This window comes from Stenotrophomonas sp. YJH_SMC_14-1 (genome assembly GCF_059372275.1).
In genome coordinates this window covers 690,085-711,841 of sequence record NZ_JCAFVK010000001.1, presented here as the reverse complement: position 1 = coordinate 711,841, position 21,757 = coordinate 690,085, and the positions used below count along the sequence as shown (strand labels likewise).

The window sequence follows — 21,757 nt, the reverse complement described above, 5'->3', positions numbered from 1 at the left end:
GCCGACCGCGCTATGCCGGGCCTGCCTCGGTGTAGCGCATCACCATGAAACCCTCTTCTGCGGCCGGTGCAACGAAGTGGCGGGTGATCTGCTCGAATTCCTCATCGCTGGCCTGGAACGGATGCTCGCCGCATGCATTGCGTGCACGCAGCCGCGCCTTGCAGACCTCGTCGGCGATATCGAGGAAGTGCAGTTGATGCGCGGCGCCCACTGGCGAGAACACCTCACGTGCCCACCCGCGGGTTGCGGGCGTGTTGAAGGGGAAATCGAGCACCACCGAGACGCCGGCCTGCAGCAGCGCACGCAGATGATCGGTCAGCACGCTGCGCAGCGTGGTTGCGCGCTGCAGATAATCGGCGACGGAGTGGATTTCGCCCGGGTGCAGCGTAGCCAACCAGGCATCTTCGCTGATCAATACGTGGCGAGGCTTGGCCGCCAGCTGTTGCGACAACGTCGATTTTCCTGCGCCGATCTTGCCGCACAGCAGGTGCAGGGTTGCGCCGCCATCGGCGGATGAAGGGTGATGCATCTGCGATCTCCTCGGTGGATTCCAGTTCCCGGGAGAGCGCTGCATGCAATCCGCCTTCCCGGGCGGGTTGCAGGGCCGTGACGACCGCGCGCTACCCCGCCTTCCCTTGGGGAATGCGGATAATCGACGCGGTGACGTGCGGAGCCATGCCACCAGCGTAGAGCGCCGCCTGTACGGCCCGCAATCCCCTGCGGCAGTGCAGCGCGCGCAACATTCCGCTGGCATCTATGCTCGGCGCCATTCCCGCATGGAATGACCACGATGCGCCCCTTGCTTCGATGTGCCCTCGCCCTTGGCCTGCTGCATGCTTCGACGGCATCGCTGGCAGCACCAACCACGGCACCACGCACGCTCAGCGGCGAGCTGCAGGACGCCCCCTGGCGGCTGGATATACCGGCAGACTGGAACGGCGACCTGGTGATGCTGGCCCATGGCTATGAGCCCGTGGGCGTGCCACGCACCACGCCAATGGCCGCCGGTGACAGCACCGCAGCACTGCTGGGCGCGGGCTACGCCGTCGCGCAGAGCGCGTATTCCAGCCAAGGCTGGGCGGTGGCCGAGGCGATCACCGACATGGAACACCTGCGACAGCATGCCCTGGGTGAACTCAAGCGCGTGCGACACACCTGGATGCTGGGCTTCTCGATGGGTGGTGCCGTAACCATTGGCAGCCTCGAGCGTTTCCCGCAGCACTATGCCGGTGGTGTGTCGCTGTGCGGCGCCAATCTCAGTGGCGAACAGATCGCGGCCGACCTGCTGACCACACTGGTCGCGTTCGATTATTTCTTCCCCAAGGCTGAGGGGCTGCCGGTCACCGGGTTGGCGTCGCGCGAAGCAGCCACGCTGCCCCAGAGTGAGCTTTACCAGGGCATCGCCACCGCGCTGCAACGCGACCCGGCGCATGCCGCGTTGCTGGCGCAGCGGCTGCAGGTTTCCCCCGATGAAGTGGCCGGCACGATCAGCCTGCACGCCCTGGTCCTGCACGAGCTGGCCACACGCAGCGGTGGCATGCCGGTCGGCAACAGGGGCATGGTCTACAGCGGCTTCGGCGATGACGCCGCATTCAACGCCGGGGTGCGGCGCATCGATGCTGTACCTGCCGCGCAGGCCAGGGTGCGCGCGACGCTGGCGCTGACCGGCGCACTGCAGCGCCCGCTGGTGATCCAGTTCAACCACAACGACCCGACCATCGTGCCGCACATGCAGACGGTGTATCCGCAGTTGGCCGCACACGCCGGTGCGCGGCCAGCGCCACGGGTACTGCCATCGGTGGGCGAAGGACATTGTGGCTTCTCTGAAGCACAGGTTGTCGATGCCTTGAAGACAGTGCAACGCTGAGTCCATCGCGTAGCGAAACGTGTCCGCCAGGCTGGCAACGCTTACGGTGCAGGGACCCGCGCAGCATGTGCCGCCTCCCCTCGATCTGACCGCGCACCTGTTCGGCATGCCCGAAGGCGAGTGGCTGGGCTTCGACATGTCGGTGCCGTTTGGCCACCCGGGTGTCGGCCGACCAGCACAGTGCCGTTCGATGCGCGCGGTCAGATCGGCGCGCTCGGCCAGGTCTTGGCCGTGCGCCCGTGGCCGCAGCAGGCGGGGATCAGCCGCCCAGCGTGCCCATCGTGAAGGTGTAGCCCGAGCTCATCAGGAATTCGCGCATGCGCATTTCCGCGCGCCGCGGTGAGGCCAGGTTGGCCGGCGCATACAGGGCGTACACCAGGCCCGATCCCTCGATATGCTCGCGGCGGACCTCGCAGCGGGCGGTTTCCGAGGCAATCACCCATCCGTCCTTCAGCCGCTCCGGGCCGATGGATTGCCCGTTCTTCAACCGAAAGGTCAGCCAACGCACATCTGCCATGATTTTGCTCATTTCCGATTCGCTCCGTGCCCGAAGCGACCCGTGATGTCCTTGCTCGCCATTGCAGCTCCCTGAGACGTGGAACTCGACCATAACGCCTTGCCATGTCGCGGCCGGCTGAGACTGGCGGCCGCGGCATGTGAGCTGCCGCACGGGTTCCCTCGCGGCGTCGGAAATGGCGACGGCATGGAGCGTCCTGCCGGCGCAGTTCACAGGCAGGGAACCCGACTCACGCAGCGCGGTCGCTGCCCTGGTTCAAGGCGTGCAGCGCATCGGCCAGCGCCTGGATTTCGGCACGCAGGGCCAGCCGCTGCAACCACCGCCCGGGGATTCCGCGCGCACCATGGAATGCGCCCGCCAGCTGCCCCGCAATGGCGGCCGTGGTGTCGGCGTCCTCGCCAAGATTGGCCGCCTCGAGTACGACGGCTTCAAAGGTGTCGTGGCGATCAAAGCACCAGAGTGCAGCTTCCAGACTGTCGACAACATAGCCATTGCCACGGATCTGCTCACGCGCGGCACCGCGGTAGCCGCCCGCCGCGATCTGCCGCAGCCGCGCGCTCTCGACAGGGACATTGCTGAGATCCAGCACCGCGTCACGGGTGCCACCTGCCAACGCCCGCTCCAGCGCGACCGCCAGCAAGCGGCACGCCTCCAGGCACTCCTGCGCAGCGTGCGTCGTTCGCGAACTCAGCTCGGCCATGGCCTGCAGGTCGGGAGTCCCGGCGTAGCGCAATGCCACCGGCGCCAAACGCATGATCGAGCCATTGCCAGCGCTGCGTGGGTCGTCACTACCCGCCAGCGGTTGGCCGTCCTGCAGGAACCGGTCGATGGCAGCCCGCGTTGCCATACCGATATCGAAGCACTCGCCGGTCGCACTCCAGTACCCATGCCGGTACCAGTTGGCGTAGCGGTTCATCTGATCGTGCACATCGAAGGTGTCACAACGCACCAGGCTCTCGGCCAGGCACATCGCCATGGAGGTATCGTCGGTCCATTGCCCCGGCTGCAGCTGGAACGGCCCACCACCCACCATGTCGGTGATCGGGGTGAAGCTGCCACGAGGCTTGAACTCCAGCGTGGTACCGACGGCATCGCCGCACGCGAGGCCGAGCAAGGCGCCGCGGAAGTGATCAATCTGGTTCATCACACGAGTGTAGCGCCACCGCATCTGCCATGACTGACTGCCGAGCGGTGATCGCGCGAGCGGGGAATCGATCGCAGCCAAACAAAAAAGCCCTGACCGGAGTCAGGGCTTTTCAATTGGAGGCCTCAAGCGGAATCGAACCGCTGTAAACGGATTTGCAATCCGGTGCATAGCCACTCTGCCATGAGGCCAACGTACTGCGCGCCAGGAACCTAGCCCTGACAAGACAAAACCCCAAGATGGGGCCTGTCGGAACATGGAGCGGGAAACGAGACTCGAACTCGCGACCTCAACCTTGGCAAGGTTGCGCTCTACCAACTGAGCTATTCCCGCGTAAGCCGACATGCTACCGGAAATCCGGAAAACACACCAGCGATTTCACTTTTCTGACTGCGCGTAAAGCCTTGTGGCCCAACGTGCCCCGCCTTGCCGTGGCGGGAGAAAAACAAGGCCCCTACCGGGGCCCTGTCGAATCTGGAGCGGGAAACGAGACTCGAACTCGCGACCTCAACCTTGGCAAGGTTGCGCTCTACCAACTGAGCTATTCCCGCAGATTCCATTCGACCTGCGTCGAAGGAGCGCTATTGTGTCCAAATTCCTTCACGCCGTCAACAGTCTTCACATCATGCGGTCACGGGCGTCCGCACTGGGTTACGCTGCCCCGCCCAAGCACGGACACCCCCGATGCCGAGACGCTACGTCCGCCTGTTCTGGTTGCTGGTCGCGCTGACCTGGTTGGCGCTGATCGCCGCACTTGTCAATGCTGGCTTCACTCCGGACTACTGGCTGCTGCATCGCCTGGAAGGCGCCCAGCTGCCCTATCCGACCAGCACCGTCATCGTGTTCGCATTGCTGGGCACGGTTGAACTGGTGGTGGCGGCGCTGATCGTGCGCCCGTGGAAACTCAAACGCCTGTGGCTGCGCCTGCTGATCGCCTTCGCCCTGCTGCTGGTGTGGTCGATACCGTGGATGCTGTCGGCGATGCACCAGCCGCCGGTACAAGGCATGCACCTGCTGTGGTTGCTGCTGCTGGACGTGGGATTGCTGCTGGCGCTGTGCGGGGTGTCGGCGGTGAGTGCATGGCGGGCGTTCATAAGCTCACCGCATGGCTGCCGCAGGGAGAAGACGCGCAGAGATGGCCTACGCATTTCAGAATAGTTGCATGGACCCGCAGCGGACCGGCGAAGGACAGTACCTGACCCGAGGCCCACAGCGCCGGCAATACTTTCACTGCCGCTGCTCTGCATATGCCTCTGCCAAACCGGGATAAATCATGCAGCAGTCGAGCCAGCGGGCATCACAGCTCCCCGACGACGCGGATCCGCTTGACGCAGCGTTGCCAGCAATGGCTGGAGACCGCCCGATTACGCCCTTGGAACTTGCCACGCGACTTTCCGCAGCCTGCCCCTTTCAGGTCGTCCGATACGCCGACATCAAGGATGAGGTACCGCAGGACTCAACATACGCACCAGAGCACTACGTCTGGGGTGATCCCGATGAGTTGGTTCTCTTGGTTGATGGCGACCTCAAGCTCGACACGCTGGACCTGGACGACCCGCTGGCCCCGTGGCGGGAAGAAGATCTTGGTGCGTACATCCGTTTCATCTTGGTTCGCGGCAATGCAGAGATAGCACGCCATGTTCACAGCCTTGAAACCGACGGCGCATGCGGATTGCTTGTCTCGGGCGACCTGACGACAACCAATGCCATCGTCGGCGGACAGGAAATCCGCGTAGGCGGCAACCTACTGGTCCGCGAGCTGTTCTGGGGCGACTACAACCACGGGGAACTGCACGTGGTCGGGAACACCCAGGCAGCGCTTCTCATTCAGACCGACTACTCCATGCAATTCGATGGCTCGGTTCACTGCATTCGCAGGATGGACGACGAAACCATCATTGACGACGGAATTGAGCAGATCATCGAACCCGATTGTCTGTTACGCGAATCCGAGGGTCCGGACAGCTTCTGGTCATTGGACGCGGGAGCCATGCTGCAAAGGCTCACTGCCGGGAAGAGCGTCATCCGTGCGGAGGGTCTGTCAGCGCGAGACCCGATGCTATGCACAATGAACCTGTTTAGCGACGCCACTGTCAGTGCAGAAAGCCTGCTACGCATTTGTGGAGAAGACATGCTTCCCATGGATACCCGGACCTATGAATTCCACCGCAGCGGCATCTCACTTCTAGCAAGTGCTGGCACCGCCAACGCCGACGCCGACGCCGACGCCGACGCCCGCGTATACACCGTGCAGATGGAAGATCCTTCGAAGAACATCGCTGCACGCCTCGTAATGTGGCGCACCGATGCAACCGCCAGCACCACGGCCTCTTACATAGGAGGTGCTGGATCTGGCTGGAGCCTACTGAAGTACATCTGCAGCGATGCTGGACAGGATCAGCGCGAATGGGACGAGGTTGAGTCACATGACATCCAGCCACCCTTCATCGCACTCATCCTCGGCGGGTGGCGATTTCTTGAGGAAGGCGCATCGAACCGAAAAAGGACTGCGGAGACAATTTCAGCGGCCGAGATACGCGGTCTACTGGCGCTTCCGATCTGTCAGCCATACGACGACTATGGCGATGGTGACCGTTGCGGATTGTGGGTGGGTCACTGTCATGCGGCGTTTCGCCAAGAGAAACGCGGGCCCGGCAGCGAGGGGCCCATGCTCCGACTTTCACGGGAACTTCAACAGACCGACGGTAGCAGCGTCACCGAAAGCTACTACTACTACGTTGAGACCTGCATGGATGGACGGGAGCGCGTTCACATTCGTTACAAGGCAGACCTGCGCACTGAAGACTCGCCGGTTCAGATAGATCCTGTCGGAGGGGAGGCGCTGGCCGACGCACTACAACTTTTCAAGCGTGGCGCAAGGGAAATGCACGGCACAAATTCAGGCCTACTGAAAGGAAGAACACCCTACTTCGCAAAAGATCATGCGCTCGCGGTGAACTTCTGGAAGCAGCAGGGATACCTGCCCGAGTAGATGCCAGAGTTCTTTCAGAAACCGACGGCAGTCCAGGCCTTCTAGCTATCCGCATCCGTTATATGGCTGCTGCTGGCCTTCGCACTCATCCATGCCGGCTTCAAGCCAGACTACTGGCAACTGTGTCACATCGAGCCCGGGACACTGCCTTACCCCACAGATTCAGTCTTCACCTTCGCGCTGATCATTCTGGTGGAGATTGTTGTCCTGGGCCTGATCGTGCAGCCATGGCGGTTTCACCGCCTGTGGCTGCGGATGTTTGTCTGTGCCTTTCCCTGGCTGGGCTGGACAGTACTTTGGGGCGTGACCGCCAGGCACCAATCACCCGTGCGCGATGTGCATTTGAACTGGGTGCTCGCCGTTGCCGCCTTTCTTCTTGTGGCACTACTGGCCGTGGTCGCGGCCTCCGCCTGCCCGCGCCTACGCCGCTGGCTCAACGGCTGACCGGACCTACTTCCGGAACTCTACCCGCACATGCTGGCCGAAGCGCGCCTTGGCCTCGCCATCGAACTCCAGCACACACTCCACCACCTTGGCCACGCCACGCCCTGCATCTTCAGGCAGGCGTGCCTGCGCGAACACAGGGCTGATGCGTACCACGCGTGCGGTCGGCAGCGTGCCGGTGTTCTCGGCACCATCACTGTCCGGTACCACCGCCGCTTTCATGCCTACCTGCACCGCATCGGCGTAGGCGGCGCTGAGTTCGGCGCGCACCTGCAGCGGGCGCGCCGGCAACAACGAGATCGCCGGCTTGCCGGCCTGCACGAAGGCGCCGACGCCCGGCACCTGGCCGACCACGGTGCCGGCTTCCGGCGCGCTCAACGACATCTGCTGCAGTCTCAGCTTCGCGTGCTCCAGCTTGTGCTGCGCCATGTCGACCTGCGCACCGGCCACGTCGACATCGGCACGCACACCGGCCAACTGCTGTTTGGCCGCATCGGCCTGCTGGTTCGAGGACACACCTTCGCTGGCGCCCGTGGACAGGCGGGTGGCGTTGCGTTCCAGTTCGCGCAGCTGCGCCTGGCTGCCCTTCAGGCGGTCATTGGCCAAGGCCAGATCGGCGGTGGCCATTGCCACTTCCTGCTGCAACAGGGCGCCATCCAGCGACAGCAGCAACTGCCCCTTCTTCACCGTGGCGCCTTCCTTCACCGGCGCTGCAGTGATCGAGCCATCCACCGGCGGCGCCAGTGCGATCAGGCCACCTTCGACGTCAATGATGCCCCGCGCCACGGCGACCTTGCCGGCGGCGGCAGTACCCTCCTTGCCTGAGGGGGCCGATGCAGCGGTGGGCGCTTCCCTGGAACAGGCGCCGAGCAGCAGTGCCGCGGACAGGGCCAGGCTGAGGGGAAGCAGATGCGACGTCTTGGTCATGGGGCGGACTCTACGGTTTCGTTCTGGCGGCGGTCATCACGGACCATGCCGTCTTCCATGGCGATCACCCGATCGGCATGCCGGATCAGGCGCGGATCGTGGCTCACGCACAGCACGGTGGCGCCATGCGCACGTGCGTAGCGATGCAGGATGTCGATCACGCGCTGGCCGTTCTCGGCATCCAGCGCGCTGGTGGGTTCGTCTGCGAAGATCAGGGTCGGCGACTTGGCAAACGCGCGGGCAACCGCCACGCGCTGTTTCTCGCCACCGGACAGCTGAGCCGGGCGCATGTGGCTTCGATGGCCGAGGCCGACTTCTTCCAGCGCCTTGCGGGCCAGCGGCTCGCTTTCGCGATTGCGCATGCCGCGGTAGCCCAGCGGCAGCTGCACCTGCTCCAGCGCAGTCAGTGCCGGGAACAGATTGAAGCCCTGGAACACGAAACCGACATGGTGCAGGCGGAAGCGCTCCACCTCGCTTCGGGTCATGTGCCCCACGTCCTGGCCAAGTGCGTGCACGCGGCCACCATCGGGCGCGGACAGGCCGGACAGCAGCGACAACAGCGTGCTCTTGCCGCAACCCGACGGGCCCGATACCAGGGTCAGCTCGCCAGGATAGATGTCCAGCGACAGGCCACGTAGCACCGGCACCTGCACGTCGCCGGACAGGAAGCCCTTTTCAAGTGCATCGGCCCGCAGGGTCGGGGCGACGGCGCGTGTGGAAGTCATCGGCCGGTCCTCAACGCAGCAGCAACGATGGATCGGAGCGGACGACACTGCGCACCGCCATGATGCTGGAGAGCATGGCCATCACCGCAACCAGCGCCACGCAGCCGAGGATCACCATCGGTGTCAGCTGCACCGGCACGCGCTGGGTCTGCGCGATCAACAGCACCACGGTGCTGAAGGCCGCCGCCAGCAACATGCCCACGCCACCGATCAGCAACGCCTGCTCGAACACCACCCGTGCCAGCGCATAGCGGCCTGCACCGAGTGCATTGAGCGTGGCGTACTCGCGAACCGAGCCAGTCACCACCGACGCGAACGACTGGTTGGTGATCACCGCGCCGACGAAGCAGACGATGACGGCCATGAACAACACCGCGATGCCGGCGCCGGTATCGAACAGCCAATACTGCTGCGAGCGGCTGGCGAACTCCGGCGCGGTCCAGAACTCGACCGGCGTGGCCCGGCCCATCGACGCGGACAAGCGGTCACGCACACGATCGGCCAGGTCCGGCGAGCGCAGGCCCGCCACGAAGTAGGTACTGCCCTCGTGTGGGTCGGTACCGGCGATGGCGCGCGCGGTATCCAGCGAAGCCAGTACGTTGACACCACCAAGGCCACGCAGGCCCGGCTGCGCGGCAACCACGCGCACGGCCTTGCCATTGATCCAGGCGCGGTTGTTCTGCAGGTCCACGCCCAGCGTATCCAGGTCGGCGCTGTCGACGATCACCGCACCCGGTTCGCGCAGCTGTGCACGCAGGTCGGCAGGCAGGATGCGCGCGAACATCATTGCATCGTCGCGGGTGGAGATGCCGGACAGATACACCGACACGTTGCCGGTACCCTGCGCGCTGGAGCGCCATTCGCCATCCACCCACTCGTAAGGTTCGACGCGGGTGACATCCCGATCCATGCGCAGGTGGCTTTCCACATCGGCGCTGATCGCGTGGCCGTAGTTGACGCTCTGGGTGCCGGGGAAACCGGCCCAGATATCGGCCGAAGATGCCTTCACATAGATCGCGGCGGTACCGAAGATGCCCAGCACCAGCGCCGCCTGCACGATCAGCAGCACGCCGGCGAAGCACATCGCCAGCACCACCGGCAGGAACCGGCGCCACTCATAGGCCAGGGTCTTGCGGGCCAGCGCGATCATTGCGGTTCGCCCTCAGCCTCGACCGGCAGCGGTGCGCCACCAAGGGCGCGGTACAGCGACGCAAAAGCCAGCACGCGCGCGCCCTGCGCACCGATCAGATCCGCCTGCGAAGCGAGCGCGGCACGTTGCGTGTCCAGCCCATCGAACTCGCTGGACAGGCCCAGCTGCACCTGCCGCACCTGGCGCTTGACCTGCTGGTTGGCGGCATCATTGGCCGCACGGAGCGATTGGATGCTGCTGTCCTGGCGCGCCAGGCTGCCCAGCGCGCCTTCCACTTCGCTCACGCCTTCCAGCACGGCCTTGCGATACCCGAGCAGCGCGGCGTCCAGTTGCTTCTCATCGGCATGGAAACGCGCACGGCGTTGGCCCCAGTCCCACAGCGGAATATCGACGTATGGACCGATCGACGGACTGGAGTCGGAATTGGAGCGCGCGTTCTGGGTGAGGTTGTAGGCATACAGAATGGAGCCGCCGAGGCTGATCCGCGGGTACATCGCGGCGCGCGCCGAGCCCTTGCTGGCGGCGGCCTGCATCACCTCCGATTCGGCCAGCAGGATCTGCGGACGATGGCGCAACAGGTCCGCTGGGACCTGCTGCAACGAGAACGTGCCCAGCGTCGGCGGCGTTCGGTACGCACGCCAGGCCGGATCCGGGCCATCGCGGCCCAGCAGCAATGCCAGGGCGCGGGCCGCGTTGTCGGCGTTTTCCCGGGCCTGTGCCGTGGCGGCGCGGGTGGCGGCCTGGCGTGCACGCAGGCGATCCAGTTCGCCCGGCTCATCCAGGCGAAGTCGCTGGCGGACCCGCGCCAGTTGTTCGCCGCGGTCGTCCACGGCCTGCTGGCGCATCAGCAGATCCTGCTGGGCCTGCGCCACGGTCAGGTCCAGATAGCTGCGCACCACGTCGGCAATCACCGCTACCTGCGCGGCATTGCGTAGCGCCTCGGCATTGCCGGCCGAGGCCTGCGCGCTCAGCTGCGCACTCTCGGCGGCGCCGAACAGGCCCAGGTCCCAGATCGCTTCAATGCCGGCATGGAAGTAGGTATCGACAGCGGCGGCGTCCTGCACCTGCTTGGCGCTGGCGGAGATTTCCGGCAGGAAACGCGAGTCGGACGTGCCAGCGACGATCCGAACGGCTTGCAGGCGCAAGGTGGCCTGCTGCAGGTCGAGATTGCCGGCGACCGCCTGATCGACCAGGCCATCCAGCGCCGGGTCGGCCAGCACCTTCCACCACTGCCTGGCGTCCACCGCCACGCCCTGGCCCTGCGGTACCTGGGTCCAGGCGCTGGGTGTGCGATCAGGCAGGTCCGGGACGGGCACCGACATGCAGCCGGCCAGGGCCAGGGTTGCCAAAAACGCACCGGGGCGCAGCACTGCCTGCAGGGAGAGTCCGCGCCCTGTCCTGGGCACTGCCACTGAAGTGATACGCCTGACCACCAGCCCGCCAACGTGTAGAAGGAGCATGAAGGCTACCGTGCGATTGTGGAGCGAACATGGAGAAATGGTCCGAAAACGGTCACAGCACGCGTGCGGTTCAGGCAACGATGGCGTTGGCTTTCGCCAGCCTTTCACTGCATGCGACGCACGGAACGCTGGTGCGACATCCGGGCCATTGCGTCCTGTTGCCAACTTCCCCGAGCCCCGCGCCTGCGGTCATCCCCACGACCGATACGCCCCGCCATTCCGAATGCGACACTAACGCTGGAATCGTCCCGCCAGGCCGTCGATATCACGCCCGCCATGACGATGCCATGGCGCGACTGTAGCGCCCCGTGCCGCCAACGTCATGACAAACGAAAAACGCCCCCTTTCGGGAGCGTTCTTCTTGAATCTGGAGCGGGAAACGAGACTCGAACTCGCGACCTCAACCTTGGCAAGGTTGCGCTCTACCAACTGAGCTATTCCCGCAGATTTCGTTCGACCTGCGTCGAAGGAGCGCTATTGTGTCGATATTGCTGCACGGCGTCAACAGGAATTTTCGCCTGCATTGCGGGGAGGCGTTCAGGCCCCCAGGACCGATACCTCAGGTTCGCAGGCCACGGCGGTGGAAGTAGACCTGCTCGGCGATGCGCCGCGTGGCCGCCGTGTGCAGCAGTGCATTGAGCGGCCAGTCCGCCTGCAGATGGTCCATCGCCCAGCGCAGCAGGCGCTTGCCATGGAATGCCGGCGCCACCCGCCGCGCCACCCGTTCCGCTTCCGGCCCTTGCCCACGCAGATGGCGGGCAATCGCCTCGCCGACCGCCCAGCCGTGCCGCCACGAGGAGTGGATGCCCCCGGCGGACAGCGGCGAGACGATGCCCGCCGCGTCGCCGGTCAGGATCAGCCGCTGGCCGGTGATCGGCCCATCCGGCCGGCCGCAGGGGACCAAGCCGGCGCGGGTGGCCGAGGAACGCGCCGAAGGCGGAATGTCGACCACATCGCGCACGTGGTCGAGGAAGCCATCGATATCCGGCGGCCGCACCTGTTGCGGGTCATGACGCAGCGCCAATCCCACCTGCAGCCCGGTCGGATTCTGTGCGACCCAGCCGATGTAGCCCGGTGCGTAGTGCTTGCTGACGAAGCAATGCAGCGCGTCGCCCTGCGGCAAATGCAGGCCGGCGAACTCACGCTCGACGCCGTAGAGGTTGTCACGCACCTGGCCAAGTCCGGTGCGATGTGCCACGCGTGAGCGTGCGCCATCAGCACCAACCAGATAGGCGCATCGCCCTGCCCCATCCACCTGCCAGCCGTCACCACTGCGATGGGCATCGGTGAAAGACCGTTGCAGGCGCAGGTCGACACTATTCGCGCGCAGCTCGCTGGCCAGCCAGCGCATCAGGTTCGGCGTATCGGTGGTGAGGAAGTAATAGCCCGGCGCGGCCAGCAACACGTTGCGCAGGTTCGGCGCATACAGGCGCACGTTGGCGACGCGCTGCACCAGATGCTCGGGCATGCGCCCCAACCAGGTCTGCTCCATCGCTTCTTTCACCACGATGCCGGTGGTGTGCAGGCGCTCGCCGGGGTCGGCCTTGCGTTCCAGCACGCAGACGCGCAGACCGTACTGGGCGGCAGCCAATGCGCAGGCGGCACCGGCGAAACTGGCGCCGACGATGACCACGTCGTGGTCGTAGGCGGGGGAAGTGTGAGGCATTGCGGCATCGCCGTGGAGCGTCGGAGATGCAGCTTCGAACTGCCGCGTGGTGAGGCGAAGGAGTGGCGGTGAAGTGAGGATGAAGCGTGGAACACGCAAACGAAAAACGCCCCCTTGCGGGAGCGTTTTTCTTGAATCTGGAGCGGGAAACGAGACTCGAACTCGCGACCTCAACCTTGGCAAGGTTGCGCTCTACCAACTGAGCTATTCCCGCTTGGGAGGCGAAATTTTACCTATTCCAAGGATGGCGTCAAGCGCTTTTTTCAGGGTCTGCCGAGGCACCTGGCACCGCGTATCCACGCATGGCGTGGATCTACTGCAGCGTCTCCGCAAACTGATGGATCCGCCCCCTCCTTGGATGCGGCATTTCCAGTAGATCCACGCCATGCGTGGATGGCAGCAACCGTGGGGTCAGAGCCCTTTCCTGCGGAAAGGGATCCGACCCCGGGCTCAGTTGCCCAGCTTCTTCTGCCGCGCACGCTCGCGCGCAGCGCGCTCGTCATCGCGCAGGCTCGGCCAGGCGGCGTGCAGGTACTGCAGGCCCGACCACAGGGTCAGCACCGCGGCAATGGCCAGGGTCCAGTCGCCGATATGGAACACCGGCCAGCCCATCCAGATGTCTTCCACCGGCACGTTCGGGGCCACCGAGTACAGCAGGCACAGCAACGCGACCATCTGCGCGGTGGTCTTGATCTTGCCGATCATCGCCACGCGCACCTTCGCACGCTGGCCCAGCTCGGCCATCCATTCGCGCAGCGCCGATACCGCGATCTCACGGCCGACGATGACCGCCGCCCAGAACGCCATCCACGGCGTCGGATGGCCCTGCACGATCAGGAACAGTGCCACTGCCACCATCAGCTTGTCCGCGACCGGGTCGAGGAAGGCACCGAAGGCCGACTCCAGCTGGTAACGGCGTGCGATCCAGCCATCGAGCCAGTCGGTGATCGCGGCCAGGCCGAAGATCGCCGCCGAAGCGAAGTTGGTCCAGGTGTAGGGCAGGTAGAACACCAGCACCAGCACCGGGATCATCACGATCCGCAACAACGTCAGCCAGGTGGGCAGGGTCAACTTCATGCTTGCGTGCTTCTCTCTCTACTCGGCCGCATCAGGCGTGGCCAACCCGTGCAGGTTAGCGTAGATACGTGCCGCGAGGGCGTCATTGATGCCTTCCACCTTGGCGATTTCCGCTTCGCCAGCGGCTTTCAGGCCCACCAGGCCGCCGAAATGCTTGAGCAGGCTGGCGCGGCGGCGCGGCCCGATGCCGGGGATATCCTCCAGCTTGCTGGTCATCCGCGCCTTCTGGCGGCGCCCCCTGTGGCCGGTGATGGCAAAGCGATGCGCCTCGTCGCGCACCTGCTGGATGAACTGCAGCGCCGGGTTGGCCGCGCCCGGGCGCAGCTCGCGGCCATCGGGCATCACCAGCGCTTCGTGGCCGGCGCGGCGCTCCACGCCTTTGGCCACGCCCACCAGCAGCACGCCTTCCACGCCCAGGTCGGCCAGCGCGGCCTGCGCCTGCGCCAGCTGACCGGCACCACCGTCGATCAGCAGTACGTCCGGCAGCACGCCCTGCTCTTCCACCGCACGGCGGAAGCGCCGATCGATGGCCTGGCGCATCGCAGCGTAGTCGTCGCCCGGCTCGATGCCGCTGATGTTGAAGCGGCGGTACTGCGCGCGTACCGGACCGGCGGCGTCGAACACCACGCACGAGGCCACGGTAGCCTCGCCAAGCGTATGGCTGATATCGAAGCACTCGACCCGCTTGACCGGCTCGGCCAGGCCCAGCATCTCGCGCAGTGCATCGCTGCGCGCGTGCTGCGCATTGCGGCTGTTGAGTTCGGTGGTCAGGGTCAGCTGCGCGTTGCGGCTGGCCAGTTCCACGTAGCCGGCGCGCTCGCCGCGCACGTTCCACTTCAGCTGCACCTTGCGCTCGGCCGAGGCCGACAACGCGGCGACCAGCAGGTCGGCATCGGGGATCTCGCGGTCCAGCAGGATCTCGCGCGGTGGCTCGAATTCGATGTAGTACTGCGAGACAAACGCGGCCAGCACTTCCTCCGGGCTTTCTTCACCATTGGTGCGCGGAAAGAACGGGCGGGTGCCGAGGTTGCGGCCATCACGGAAGGCCAGCAGCAGTACGCAGGCCTGCGAGCCCTGCATGGCCACCGCCAGCACGTCCAGGTCGGCAGCACGGCCATCCACGTACTGGCGGGTCTGCATGCTGCGCAGCGAGGAAATCAGGTCACGCAGGCGCGCGGCCTGCTCGAATTCCAGTGCCTCGCTGGCGGCCTGCATCTGCTCGCCCAGCTCGCGGGTCAGTTCGTCGCTCTTGCCTTCCAGGAACAATGCAGCGCGACGCACCGATTCGGCGTACTCGGCAGGCGCCACCAGCTCCACGCAGGGCGCGCTGCAACGCCCGATCTGGTACTGCAGGCACGGTCGCGAACGGTTGCGGAACACGCTGTCCTCGCAGCTGCGCAGCTTGAACAGCTTGTGCATCAGGTTCAGCGTTTCGCGCACCGCAGTGACGCCGGGATACGGCCCGAAGTAGCGGCCGGGAATGGCGCGCGGGCCGCGGTGCAGGGCGATGCGCGGCCAGTCCTCGCGGGTCAGCAGCACATGCGGATAGGTCTTGTCGTCGCGCAGCGAGACGTTGTAACGCGGCGACAGCGACTTGATCAGCTGGTTTTCCAGCAGCAGCGCCTCGGCTTCCGAGCGCGTCACCGTCACGTCCATGCGCACGATCTGCGAGATCATCGACATGATCCGCGCATTCTTCGGACTGCCGTTGAAATAGCTGCCGACTCGGTTGCGCAGCGCACGCGCCTTGCCGACATACAGCAGGGTGTCGTCGGCCGCGTACATGCGGTACACACCGGGGGCGGTACTGAGCTGGGCCGCGAAGGCCTTGCCGTCGAAGGCCGGGGCGGGAACGTCGGTCATTCGCTGATCGGCACTTCGCTGAGCACGCCGCTTTCGGGGTCGAATCGCAGTATGGCGTGGGCGTCGGTCTCGGCGATCCACACCGCACCGGCACCCACGGCCAACCCGGCCGGGCCGTGCAGGCGGCGCGGCAGCGGCTGGGTGGTCAGTTCGCCACCGCCCAGGCGCAGCGTGCGCAGGCGGCCATTGCCGGTATCGGCAATCCATAGCAGCGGCGCATCCGGACTCAGCGCGATCGCCTGTGGGAACTGCAGGCTGGCCTGCGCGCGCGGGCCATCTTCGTCACCGAAACGCCAGGGGCCCTGCCCGACCAGCGTCTGCACCAGATCCCCGCGCAGCTGCAGTGCACGGATCGAGGAGCCCAGCGCATCGGCCACGTACAGCACCTGCTGCACCACGGCCAGCGCGGTCGGTTGGGCAAAGGCAGCCAGATGGCCGCTGCCGTCACGCTCGTCGATGGCACCGCTGCCGGCGCGCCACTGCAGGCTGCGCTGACCCAGGTGGTAGCTCCAGATGCGGTTGTCGCCGGCCATGGCGATGTGCAGCTGGTTATCGGCGATGGCGAGGCCGACCGGGTGGTCCAGCGAGACCTGCCGCGCCTGTGCTACCGGGCCCTCCACCGGCGCACCGGGGCGGCCATTGCCGCACAGCGTGTCGACGATGCCGGTCAGCAGGTTGATGCGGCGCACGGCATGGTTGCCGGTGTCGGCCACGTACAGCGCGTCGCGCTCAAGCACCAGCGCCTGCGGGCGATGGAACGCCGCTTCGGCGAGGTTGCCGTCCATGAAATCGGCCGTCCCCAACCCGAACTGGCGCAGGATGCGGCCGCCGTGGCTGCATTCGAGGATGCGGTGATGGCCACTGTCGGCGACGTACAGGCGTTCGGTGCTGACCGCCAGGCCCAGCGGAAAACGCAGGGCCTGCAGCGGCTCCGGATGCAGCTCGGTACCGCCGCGCGGCGGTGCCGACGGCGCACCGTGGCACAGCGCATTCAACGCACGCTCAAGCTCTCCCGGAGCCCCCAGCCCGACCAGCCGCTGCTGCTCGCGACCCTGCGCGTCCAGCAGCACCACGGTCGGCCACGATGTGATGCCGAAGCGACGCCAGCCATCCCAGTCGGCATCGAGCAGGACCGGCATTGACAGCCCTTGGCGGCGCAGCAGTTTGAGTGCGGCGCCGGCGTCACGCTCGAAATCGAAGCGGGGTACCTGCAGGACCAGCGGCTGCAGCATGCCAGGGTGACGCGACAGCCATTGACTGAATTCGGCCAGGCGCTGCGCGCTCCAGGCAGAAGCGGCGTTGACGAACAACAGGGCCACCGGCCGACCGCGCAGTTCGGTCAGGGTACAGGGAGCGGCATTGAGCCAGGTGGCGAACTCGGGCAGGTCCGGGACGGGCTGGACGTTCATGGCCCGATTATGCCGGAGTCGGCGTCATGCAACAGTCGTGCCACTGCACGTTTTGCAGCATTGTCGACCAGCGTCCAGACCTGTTCAAAGTGATCGCTGCCGCCGGTGTAAGGATCCGGGATGGCCGCCTGCCCCTCCCCGCCCGACCAGGGCAGGTACAGCGCCAGCCGCTCACGCTGGGCGGGTGCCACCAAGCGTCCCGCGTCCCGCAGGTTCGCCTCGTCGGCGCACAGGATCCAGTCGAAGCGGTCGAAATCAGCGGCGTGCAGCTGGCGCGCACGCAGGCCGCCGATGTCCACGCCGTGCCCGGCCGCGCAGGCGATCGCACGCCGGTCCGGCGGCTCGCCCACATGCCAGTCACCGGTGCCGGCCGAATCCACCTGCACGCGCCCCGCCAGTGGCGAAGCGTCCAGGCGTGCGCGGAGCGCGCCTTCGGCCATCGGCGAACGGCAGATGTTGCCGAGGCAGACGACCAGCAGCTTCATCGGGCAGCCAGCGTCTGCAGCAGTGCTTCGGCGCGCTCCAGGTCCTCGGGCGTGTCGATGCCCGCCGGGAACGGTTCAGGCGAGATCGCCACGCTGATCGGGTAGCCGGCCTCGAGCACGCGCAGCTGCTCCAGCGATTCGACCTGCTCCAGCCGGCCCGGGGGCATCGCCGCGAACTGCTGCAGGAAACCGGCGCGGTAGCCGTAGATGCCGATGTGGCGCAGCCAGGCATGCCCTTCCGGCAGCACGTCGCGGCTGCGCGCGAAGCCATCGCGGTGCCAGGCAATCGGCGCGCGGCTGAAGTACATCGCCTCGTTGCGCACGTTGCGCACCAGCTTGACCACGTTCGGATCGAACAGGGTTTCTGCATCCTCCACGGCGGTCGCCAGCGTCGACATCGGCGCATTGCCTTCAACCAGCGCCTGGGCCACCGCACGGATTCCCGCAGCCGGCGCGAACGGTTCATCACCCTGCAGGTTGACCACCACGGTGTCGTCGGCCCAGCCGGCGATTCGCGCGCACTCGGCCAGGCGGTCGGTACCGGAGGCATGCGAGGTGGCGGTCATGGCCACCTTCACCTCGGCCAGCCCGGACAGCGCGTCGGCAATGCGTTGATCGTCGGTAGCGACCCAGACCTCGCCAGCGCCGGCCTGCAGCGCGCGGCGCGCCACGTGCAGCACCAGCGGCTCACCGCCCAGCAGGCGCAGCGGCTTGCCCGGCAGCCGCGAGGCGGCATAGCGGGCCGGAATGGCGACGACGAATTCGGTCATGGGGCAATACTCGGCAGGCTCGTTACAACGGGGATGCGGCCGGCGGCACGTGAATGCAAGCGCCGCCGCGCCGCTCAGTTCGGTCGCAGCTTGTCCAGGCGGTCGGTCAGCGCCACCCAGAACGCGGCAGGCAGCTCGGCACGCAACGGCACCGCGTAATGCCAATCGTTGCCGAACGCGCGGCATTTCACCGCATCCTTCTCGGTCATCAGCACCGGCAGCTGGCTGCCGAACGACAGGTCCTGCGGCTGGTAGGCCTGGTGGTCGGCAAAGGCGTGCGGCACCACGCCGATGCCACGCGCGCGCAGCATGTCGAAGAAGCGCTGCGGATGGGCGATGCCGGCCACCGCATGAACACGCTGACCCTTGAAGTACGACAACGGGCGCGCGCGGCCACCGGCCAGCGGCTGTGCACTGTCGATGTGCAGGGCCATCGGCCACTGGCCGAAACCGCAGGCCTGTGCCGCGCTTTCCTCATCGGCCTGGCCCAGGTTGACCACGCGGAAATCGCATTCGCCGGCACGGCTGACCGGCTCGCGCAGCGGTCCGGCGGGAATCATCCGGCCGTTGCCGTAGCGCCGCTGGGCATCGACCACTTCGATCTCGATGTCGCGCGCCAGCCGGTAGTGCTGCAGGCCGTCATCGCAGACGATCACATCGCAGCCGGCCTGGACCAGTGCCCTGCCTGCGGCCACGCGGTCAGCGTCCACGCGCACCGGTACGCCGGTCTTCCAGGCGATCAGCACCGGTTCGTCACCGCCCTTGGCGGTCGGCGTGTCGGCCTGCACCCACAGCGGCTTGTCAGCGTCTTCACGGCCATAGCCACGGCTGGCGACGCCCGGCTTCCAGCCGGCCGCACGCAAGCGCTCGACCAGGGCGATGGTCAGCGGCGTCTTGCCGGTGCCGCCGGCGGTGATGTTGCCAACCACGATGACCGGCACCGGCAGCGCGTAGCGCTTGCGCCATCCACGCCGGTAGGCACGGCGGCGCAGCGCGGTGACGCCGGCATACAGCGGCGCCAGCAGGCGCATCGCCCACGGAACCGGGCTGCCGTCGTACCAGTACGGCGGGGTCTGGGTACCCTTGCCAGCCATCAGTCCTGCCTTTCGCGGAACTGCATGCTGTGCAGATGCTGGTACAGGCCACCCATGGCAAGCAGCTCCTTGTGGGTACCCCGTTCAACGATGCGGCCGTGGTCCATCACCAGCACCTGATCGGCATGCTCGATGGTCGACAGGCGGTGCGCGATGACCAGCGTGGTGCGTTCGGGCATCAGGCGCTGCAGCGCATCCTGCACCAGTCGCTCGGATTCGTTGTCCAGCGCGGCAGTGGCTTCGTCGAGGATCAGGATCGGGGCGTCACGCAGGATCGCGCGGGCGATCGCCAGTCGCTGGCGCTGGCCACCGGACAGCAGCGCGCCGTTCTCGCCGACAGGGGTCTGCAGCTGCTGCGGCATGCGCGCGATGAACTCCCACGCATTGGCTGCTTCGGCCGCCGCACGGATCTGCTCCTCGCTCGCTTCCATGCCATAGGCGATGTTGGCCGCGATGGTGTCATCGAACAGCATGACCTTCTGTCCGACCATCGCCACCTGCCGACGCAGGTCGGCCAACGGATAGTCATCCAGCGCGACGCCATCGAGGGTGATCACACCACCGCTGGGCTCGTAGAAGCGCGGCACCAGCCGGATCAGGCTGGTCTTGCCACTGCCGGAACGACCCACGATGGCGGTGACCGTGCCGGGCTTGGCAACGAAACTGATGTCGTCCAGGGCAATGCCGCTGTCCTCGCGGTAGCGCAGCATGACGTGGTCGAAGGCCAGTTCGCCGCGTACGCGCTGCACGTTGTTGCGGCCCTCGTCACGCTCGACCTGCATGTCGAGGATGCCGAACAGGCGTTCGGCGGCGGACACACCGCGGGAGATCGAGGACTGCACGCTGGTCAGGCGGCGCAGCGACGGGATGATCGCTGTCATGGAGATCATCAGGCCCATGAACTGGCCGGCATTGAGGCGGCCTGCCAGTGCTTCACGGGTCGATACCCAGACGATCACCGCCAGCGCCAGCGCGGCCAGGAACTGGACCACGCTGGATGCACCGGCACGGGTGATTTCCACCTTCATGTTCAGCGCCAGCATGCGGTTGGCCAGGCGCGAATAGCGCGACATTTCGTGTTGCTGGGTGCCGTGCACCTTCACTTCCTGCTGGGCCGCCAGCGACTGTTCGGCGGTCTGCGCCATCGTGCCCATGCCGTCCTGGATGCCGCGGCTGATACGGCGGTAGCGCTTGCCAACATAGGACACGATCACGCCGATCATCGGCACCACCACCAGCATCGCCACGGTCACCTTGACACTCATCTGCAGCATCACCGCCAGCATGGCGATGATGGTCAGGGTGTCGGCAACCACGGTCTTGAGCGCATCGGCACTGGCCTGGGTGACCTGCTCGGTATCGAAGTTGAGGCGGCTGACCATCACCGGCGTCGATTCGGTATCAAAATGCGAGGACGGCAGATGTAGGTACTTGGCCAGCACCTGCTCACGCAGGTCGCGCACCACGCTGCGGCCGGTCTTGGCCAGCGCGTAGTCGCTCACCCAGGTGGCAGCGCTGCGCATCAGGAACAGGCCGAGGATGGTCAGCGGCAGGATCACCGCCATTTTCGGTTCGGGATTAACGAAGCCACGGTTGACGAGCGGCTCCATCAGCTTGGTGAAGTGGTAGCCGGCCACCGACTCCACCGCCATGGCGATGACGGCGGCGACCATCATGCCCCAGTAGGCACGGGTGTATCCCAGCAGACGTTTGTAGATCGGCCACACCGGCGCGTGTTTGGAACTCATGGACGCACCTCGGGTGCTGTTGCAATGGCAATACGGCGGAAGCCGAGCTGACCCAGCGCGTCCTGCGCGGTCACCACGGCCTGGTAGGGAGTGCGTGCGTCTGCACGCAGCAGCACGGTCTGCTCGCGATCGCTGCCGGCCACGGCGGCGATGGTCTGCTTGACCGACTCCACGTCGCTGCGCAGCACTTCCTGGTCGTTGATGAAGTAACGGCCTTCGGCGTTGATCAGCACGCTGAGCGAGCGCGGCGGCTCGTTGGTCTGCTGCTGGCTGGCGGTCGGCAACTGCACCTGCAGCGTCGAACGCGCGTCGAAGGTGGTGGTGACCACAAAGAAGATGATCAGCACCAGGATGACGTCGATCAGCGGTACCAGGTCGATATGCGGCTCATCCTGGGGTCGGTCGTTGCCGATACGCAT

At 66.0% G+C, this 21,757-nt stretch carries 20 protein-coding genes and 5 tRNA genes; 4 read left to right on the top strand and 21 right to left on the bottom strand.

Annotated elements, in window-relative coordinates; all coding sequences use genetic code 11:
* Nucleotides 1–10 precede the first annotated feature (10 nt).
* Nucleotides 11–529 (bottom strand): P-loop nucleotide/nucleoside kinase family protein, encoded by a 519-nt coding sequence (locus AC5P9P_RS03485; protein ID WP_049404167.1) that lies wholly within the window; start codon nucleotides 527–529, stop codon nucleotides 11–13.
* 261 nt (nucleotides 530–790) lie between these two features.
* Between AC5P9P_RS03485 and AC5P9P_RS03480 the strand changes: the two genes are divergently transcribed.
* Nucleotides 791–1,867 carry an alpha/beta hydrolase family protein gene (locus tag AC5P9P_RS03480; RefSeq protein WP_495232597.1) on the top strand — a complete coding sequence of 359 codons (1,077 nt, stop codon included), beginning with the start codon at nucleotides 791–793 and terminating at the stop codon, nucleotides 1,865–1,867.
* A 259-nt stretch (nucleotides 1,868–2,126) separates the two neighbouring features.
* Here the strand turns inward: AC5P9P_RS03480 and AC5P9P_RS03475 are convergent, their stop codons facing one another.
* From AC5P9P_RS03475 to AC5P9P_RS03455, 5 genes are all read right to left on the bottom strand, one after another.
* Nucleotides 2,127–2,396 carry a hypothetical protein gene (locus tag AC5P9P_RS03475; protein ID WP_005408911.1) on the bottom strand — a complete coding sequence of 90 codons (270 nt, stop codon included), beginning with the start codon at nucleotides 2,394–2,396 and terminating at the stop codon, nucleotides 2,127–2,129.
* A 217-nt stretch (nucleotides 2,397–2,613) separates the two neighbouring features.
* Nucleotides 2,614–3,528, bottom strand: coding sequence for an ADP-ribosylglycohydrolase family protein (locus AC5P9P_RS03470; RefSeq protein ID WP_111108373.1), 915 nt, complete (start codon nucleotides 3,526–3,528; stop codon nucleotides 2,614–2,616).
* 117 nt (nucleotides 3,529–3,645) lie between these two features.
* Nucleotides 3,646–3,719, bottom strand: a tRNA-Cys gene (locus AC5P9P_RS03465).
* A gap of 66 nt (nucleotides 3,720–3,785) precedes the next feature.
* Nucleotides 3,786–3,861, bottom strand: a tRNA-Gly gene (locus AC5P9P_RS03460).
* A 142-nt stretch (nucleotides 3,862–4,003) separates the two neighbouring features.
* Nucleotides 4,004–4,079, bottom strand: a tRNA-Gly gene (locus AC5P9P_RS03455).
* A 133-nt stretch (nucleotides 4,080–4,212) separates the two neighbouring features.
* Between AC5P9P_RS03455 and AC5P9P_RS03450 the strand changes: the two genes are divergently transcribed.
* From AC5P9P_RS03450 to AC5P9P_RS03440, 3 genes are all read left to right on the top strand, one after another.
* Complete coding sequence (locus AC5P9P_RS03450) at nucleotides 4,213–4,686, top strand: hypothetical protein (protein ID WP_005415993.1); 474 nt, start codon at nucleotides 4,213–4,215, stop codon at nucleotides 4,684–4,686.
* A gap of 115 nt (nucleotides 4,687–4,801) precedes the next feature.
* Nucleotides 4,802–6,520, top strand: a complete 1,719-nt coding sequence (locus AC5P9P_RS03445) for a hypothetical protein (protein WP_164133427.1) — start codon at nucleotides 4,802–4,804, stop codon at nucleotides 6,518–6,520.
* Nucleotides 6,521–6,712: 192 nt separating this feature from the next.
* On the top strand, nucleotides 6,713–6,964 hold the full coding sequence (locus AC5P9P_RS03440) for a hypothetical protein (protein ID WP_495232596.1): 252 nt from the start codon (nucleotides 6,713–6,715) through the stop codon (nucleotides 6,962–6,964).
* Nucleotides 6,965–6,970: 6 nt separating this feature from the next.
* Here AC5P9P_RS03440 and AC5P9P_RS03435 read toward each other — a convergent pair whose 3' ends face one another.
* The 15 genes from AC5P9P_RS03435 to AC5P9P_RS03365 all read right to left on the bottom strand — a co-directional run bounded on the left by AC5P9P_RS03435 (nucleotide 6,971) and on the right by AC5P9P_RS03365 (nucleotide 21,757).
* Nucleotides 6,971–7,891: an HlyD family secretion protein gene (locus tag AC5P9P_RS03435; RefSeq protein WP_049431501.1), complete on the bottom strand. Its 921-nt coding sequence runs from the start codon at nucleotides 7,889–7,891 to the stop codon at nucleotides 6,971–6,973.
* A complete protein-coding gene (locus AC5P9P_RS03430; protein WP_049431498.1) occupies nucleotides 7,888–8,616 on the bottom strand; it encodes an ABC transporter ATP-binding protein in 729 nt (242 codons plus the stop codon). The genes AC5P9P_RS03435 and AC5P9P_RS03430 overlap by 4 nt, the downstream gene beginning before the upstream one ends.
* Before the next feature lie 10 nt (nucleotides 8,617–8,626).
* Nucleotides 8,627–9,766, bottom strand: a complete 1,140-nt coding sequence (locus AC5P9P_RS03425) for an ABC transporter permease (RefSeq protein WP_111108371.1) — start codon at nucleotides 9,764–9,766, stop codon at nucleotides 8,627–8,629.
* On the bottom strand, nucleotides 9,763–11,226 hold the full coding sequence (locus AC5P9P_RS03420; protein ID WP_049402553.1) for a TolC family protein: 1,464 nt from the start codon (nucleotides 11,224–11,226) through the stop codon (nucleotides 9,763–9,765). The genes AC5P9P_RS03425 and AC5P9P_RS03420 overlap by 4 nt, the downstream gene beginning before the upstream one ends.
* Nucleotides 11,227–11,594: 368 nt before the next feature.
* Nucleotides 11,595–11,670, bottom strand: a tRNA-Gly gene (locus AC5P9P_RS03415).
* A 115-nt stretch (nucleotides 11,671–11,785) separates the two neighbouring features.
* A complete protein-coding gene (locus AC5P9P_RS03410; protein ID WP_049432174.1) occupies nucleotides 11,786–12,892 on the bottom strand; it encodes an NAD(P)/FAD-dependent oxidoreductase in 1,107 nt (368 codons plus the stop codon).
* A gap of 138 nt (nucleotides 12,893–13,030) precedes the next feature.
* Nucleotides 13,031–13,106, bottom strand: a tRNA-Gly gene (locus tag AC5P9P_RS03405).
* Between the two features lie 236 nt (nucleotides 13,107–13,342).
* Nucleotides 13,343–13,969, bottom strand: coding sequence for a CDP-diacylglycerol--glycerol-3-phosphate 3-phosphatidyltransferase (gene pgsA, locus AC5P9P_RS03400; RefSeq protein WP_005412825.1), 627 nt, complete (start codon nucleotides 13,967–13,969; stop codon nucleotides 13,343–13,345).
* Nucleotides 13,970–13,987: 18 nt separating this feature from the next.
* Nucleotides 13,988–15,832 (bottom strand): excinuclease ABC subunit UvrC, encoded by a 1,845-nt coding sequence (uvrC, locus tag AC5P9P_RS03395; RefSeq protein WP_033833872.1) that lies wholly within the window; start codon nucleotides 15,830–15,832, stop codon nucleotides 13,988–13,990.
* The gene (locus AC5P9P_RS03390) at nucleotides 15,829–17,241 is read right to left on the bottom strand and encodes a hypothetical protein (protein WP_111108370.1); all 1,413 of its coding nucleotides are present in this window, start codon (nucleotides 17,239–17,241) and stop codon (nucleotides 15,829–15,831) included. Before AC5P9P_RS03390 ends, uvrC begins: the two co-directional genes overlap by 4 nt.
* Entirely contained in the window at nucleotides 17,238–17,726 is a 489-nt protein-coding gene (locus AC5P9P_RS03385) for a low molecular weight protein-tyrosine-phosphatase (protein ID WP_005408877.1), read from the bottom strand. Before AC5P9P_RS03385 ends, AC5P9P_RS03390 begins: the two co-directional genes overlap by 4 nt.
* Nucleotides 17,723–18,496, bottom strand: a complete 774-nt coding sequence (gene kdsB, locus AC5P9P_RS03380; protein ID WP_033833870.1) for a 3-deoxy-manno-octulosonate cytidylyltransferase — start codon at nucleotides 18,494–18,496, stop codon at nucleotides 17,723–17,725. The genes AC5P9P_RS03385 and kdsB overlap by 4 nt, the downstream gene beginning before the upstream one ends.
* A 74-nt stretch (nucleotides 18,497–18,570) precedes the next feature.
* Nucleotides 18,571–19,590 carry a tetraacyldisaccharide 4'-kinase gene (gene lpxK, locus AC5P9P_RS03375; RefSeq protein WP_005412821.1) on the bottom strand — a complete coding sequence of 340 codons (1,020 nt, stop codon included), beginning with the start codon at nucleotides 19,588–19,590 and terminating at the stop codon, nucleotides 18,571–18,573.
* The gene (gene msbA, locus AC5P9P_RS03370; RefSeq protein WP_033833869.1) at nucleotides 19,590–21,338 is read right to left on the bottom strand and encodes a lipid A export permease/ATP-binding protein MsbA; all 1,749 of its coding nucleotides are present in this window, start codon (nucleotides 21,336–21,338) and stop codon (nucleotides 19,590–19,592) included. Before msbA ends, lpxK begins: the two co-directional genes overlap by 1 nt.
* Nucleotides 21,335–21,757, bottom strand: coding sequence for an ExbD/TolR family protein (locus tag AC5P9P_RS03365; RefSeq protein WP_111108369.1), 423 nt, complete (start codon nucleotides 21,755–21,757; stop codon nucleotides 21,335–21,337). The genes msbA and AC5P9P_RS03365 overlap by 4 nt, the downstream gene beginning before the upstream one ends.

Coding starts and splice junctions, on each gene's coding strand:
- AC5P9P_RS03480 (WP_495232597.1), top strand. CDS start 791: ATGCGCCCCTTGCTTCGATGTGCCCTCGCCCTTGGCCTGCTGCATGCT.
- AC5P9P_RS03435 (WP_049431501.1), bottom strand. CDS start 7,891: ATGACCAAGACGTCGCATCTGCTTCCCCTCAGCCTGGCCCTGTCCGCG.
- lpxK (WP_005412821.1), bottom strand. CDS start 19,590: ATGGCTGGCAAGGGTACCCAGACCCCGCCGTACTGGTACGACGGCAGC.
- AC5P9P_RS03485 (WP_049404167.1), bottom strand. CDS start 529: ATGCATCACCCTTCATCCGCCGATGGCGGCGCAACCCTGCACCTGCTG.
- kdsB (WP_033833870.1), bottom strand. CDS start 18,496: ATGACCGAATTCGTCGTCGCCATTCCGGCCCGCTATGCCGCCTCGCGG.
- AC5P9P_RS03425 (WP_111108371.1), bottom strand. CDS start 9,766: ATGATCGCGCTGGCCCGCAAGACCCTGGCCTATGAGTGGCGCCGGTTC.
- AC5P9P_RS03475 (WP_005408911.1), bottom strand. CDS start 2,396: ATGAGCAAAATCATGGCAGATGTGCGTTGGCTGACCTTTCGGTTGAAG.
- AC5P9P_RS03390 (WP_111108370.1), bottom strand. CDS start 17,241: ATGAACGTCCAGCCCGTCCCGGACCTGCCCGAGTTCGCCACCTGGCTC.
- AC5P9P_RS03420 (WP_049402553.1), bottom strand. CDS start 11,226: ATGCTCCTTCTACACGTTGGCGGGCTGGTGGTCAGGCGTATCACTTCA.
- AC5P9P_RS03445 (WP_164133427.1), top strand. CDS start 4,802: ATGCAGCAGTCGAGCCAGCGGGCATCACAGCTCCCCGACGACGCGGAT.
- AC5P9P_RS03365 (WP_111108369.1), bottom strand. CDS start 21,757: ATGCGTATCGGCAACGACCGACCCCAGGATGAGCCGCATATCGACCTG.
- AC5P9P_RS03385 (WP_005408877.1), bottom strand. CDS start 17,726: ATGAAGCTGCTGGTCGTCTGCCTCGGCAACATCTGCCGTTCGCCGATG.
- AC5P9P_RS03410 (WP_049432174.1), bottom strand. CDS start 12,892: ATGCCTCACACTTCCCCCGCCTACGACCACGACGTGGTCATCGTCGGC.
- AC5P9P_RS03430 (WP_049431498.1), bottom strand. CDS start 8,616: ATGACTTCCACACGCGCCGTCGCCCCGACCCTGCGGGCCGATGCACTT.
- msbA (WP_033833869.1), bottom strand. CDS start 21,338: ATGAGTTCCAAACACGCGCCGGTGTGGCCGATCTACAAACGTCTGCTG.
- AC5P9P_RS03470 (WP_111108373.1), bottom strand. CDS start 3,528: ATGAACCAGATTGATCACTTCCGCGGCGCCTTGCTCGGCCTCGCGTGC.
- uvrC (WP_033833872.1), bottom strand. CDS start 15,832: ATGACCGACGTTCCCGCCCCGGCCTTCGACGGCAAGGCCTTCGCGGCC.
- pgsA (WP_005412825.1), bottom strand. CDS start 13,969: ATGAAGTTGACCCTGCCCACCTGGCTGACGTTGTTGCGGATCGTGATG.
- AC5P9P_RS03450 (WP_005415993.1), top strand. CDS start 4,213: ATGCCGAGACGCTACGTCCGCCTGTTCTGGTTGCTGGTCGCGCTGACC.